Origin of the sequence: Longimicrobium sp. (assembly GCF_036280135.1) — a bacterium.
Taxonomy (GTDB): Bacteria; Gemmatimonadota; Gemmatimonadetes; order Longimicrobiales; family Longimicrobiaceae; genus Longimicrobium.
Genome location: NZ_DASURI010000026.1, coordinates 1 through 2,049, shown reverse-complemented (window position 1 = coordinate 2,049; position 2,049 = coordinate 1). Strand labels below are relative to the sequence as shown.

The following is a 2,049-nucleotide window of genomic DNA, read 5'->3' as shown; positions in this document are numbered from 1 at the left end:
CGCGGGGCGAGTTCTGGCGGCTGCGCGTGTGGGTGCAGGACGCCCGCGACCGAGGGGACGACGAGGCAGCCGCGCGCTTCATGGAGCAGGCGGCGGCGCTGGTGCCGGGGATCACGGGAAGCAGCACGGCCCTGCGCCGCGACCATCCCCGCTTCGCGGGGGAGCTGGGCTGGACGCCGGGGATGCTGGACGACGAGCTGGCGGAGATCGGCCGGTCGCTGGCCGCGGCAGACCTGCGGGACTGCGAGCGGTGGATCACCGGCCGCGGCCGCCCGCCGGTGGAGCTCGTGCTGAACCCGACGGCCGCCATGGAGGACGACGTGCTCTCGGGCCGCATCCACATGATCCTGGGGATCGTCGTGGGCGCGATCGTCGGGTTCCTGGCGTGGATGGGAATCTACTGGGGCAACATGGACGCGCGGCTTTCGACGCTGATCGCCTTTGTCGTCATCGGCGCGGCGGCGCTGGGCCGCGCGGCGGGCACGATGAAGAACCGGCTGTGGTCCGCCCTGGCCGACACCATCCGCTACCGGGGCTGGAACGATCCCATCTGATCCGCGTCACCCATTGCCGATCGTACCTCGCCGGAGCACAGCCGCCCCTCCTCCGCGCTTCCGCGCTTCCGCGCTTCCGCGCTTCCGCGCTCACGCACTTCCGCACTCACACACTCCCGAAGTCGTACAGCACGGGCCGCCAACCGTCTCCCTCCACCACGATCGCGCCAACGTAGCCCTCGCCGGGGTCCAGCGCGGCCATGCTCCACCGCGCCGCCTCGGCCTCGTCGCCGCGGGTGCGCAGCAGGCGTGCGTCCTCGCCGGGCGCGAACGCCACGTCAAAGCGGTCCAGCGGCATCGACAGCCCCTCGCCCACGGCCTTGATGTACGCCTCCTTGCGCGTCCAGCAGTTGAAGAACGCGAGGTCGCGCACGGCCTCGTCCAGCGCGGCGAAGATCTCGTTCTCCGGAGCACTGAAGAAACGCCTGGCGATGTCGATGCCGTCAGGCATGGGCTTGAGCTTCTCCAGGTCCACGCCCAGCTCGCGGCCGCGCGAGACGGCGACCAGCACAAGGTCGCCGGAGTTGCTCACGTTGTAGCGAATGCCCTGCTCCGCCGCGGCGCCCGCGAGCGACTGCTTGCCGTGGCTCGTCTCCGCGTAGACGTGCGCGTGCGGCGGCAGGCCCGTGTAGCGCGCCAGGATCTCGCGCTGCGCGCCGCGCCCCGCGATGAACGCCGTGCGATGCTCCGCGAAGCGAAAGCGGGCCGCGCGGGCCCGCTCGTCGGCGGAAAGGTGCATCTCCAGCCGCGCCAGCACGTGCGGCGGCGGACGCAGCGAGGCGCGCCACACGTGCACCTCGTCCGCGTTCAGCGCCAGCGGGCCGGCGGGCGGCGGCGCCCAGGCGTCAAAAGCCATGCAGGGCGGGCTGCAGCGAGCCCAGCAGGGGGCGCAGCTCGCGCGTCATCTGCTGCAGCACCAGCGCGCGGTCGCCGTTGATGAAGAAGTGGTCGCCGGGAAAGATCTTGAAGTTGAACGCGGCAGACGTCTGCTCGCGCCACGCCTCGATCTGCCCCGGCTCCACCTCGTTATCGCGCTCGCCATGATACGCGCTGATGGGCACGTGCAGGGGCGCCTCGGGCGTGTACGCGTAGGTTTCGCCCAGGGAGAAGTCGGCGCGGAGCAGGGGCATGATGAGCTCCATGATCTCCGCGTTCTGCAGGATCTCTTCGGGCGTGCCGGCGTAGCGGCGCAGCGCGGCAATGAACTCGTCGTGCGGCAGCGCGTGGATCTCCTCCTCGTCCAGCGTTAGCTGCGGCGCGGGCCGCCCGCCGATGAAGATGTGCCGCGGCATGGGCCCGGCCGTGCGGCGCAGCGTGCGCGCCAGCTCGAACGCCATCAGCCCGCCGTTGCTGTGCCCGTAAAAGGCGAACGGCTTGTCCATGTGCGGCAGCAGCTCGGTGTGCATGGCCGCCACCAGCTGCGCCAGGTCGGGGATGGGCGTTTCGCTCAGCCGGCCTTCGCGGCCGGGGGGCTGCACGGCCACCACCTCCACCT

General features: G+C 71.4%; 3 protein-coding genes. 1 reads left to right on the top strand and 2 read right to left on the bottom strand.

All coding sequences use genetic code 11. The features are described from left to right. Positions 1–554 (top strand): hypothetical protein (locus VFZ20_RS00845; protein ID WP_329681914.1); only part of this gene is annotated, 554 nt, incomplete at its 5' end. Positions 555–660: 106 nt separating this feature from the next. On the opposite strand, the gene VFZ20_RS00840 is transcribed toward VFZ20_RS00845, so the two are convergent. Then, positions 661–1,410: a 4'-phosphopantetheinyl transferase family protein gene (locus VFZ20_RS00840; protein ID WP_329681913.1), complete on the bottom strand. Its 750-nt coding sequence runs from the start codon at positions 1,408–1,410 to the stop codon at positions 661–663. Continuing rightward, positions 1,400–2,049 (bottom strand): thioesterase II family protein (locus tag VFZ20_RS00835; protein ID WP_329681912.1); only part of this gene is annotated, 650 nt, incomplete at its 5' end. The genes VFZ20_RS00840 and VFZ20_RS00835, both read right to left, overlap by 11 nt.

What these genes read in the sequence shown, in the direction of transcription:
- VFZ20_RS00840 (WP_329681913.1), bottom strand. Translation starts at nt 1,410, where the DNA reads ATGGCTTTTGACGCCTGGGCGCCGCCGCCCGCCGGCCCGCTGGCGCTG.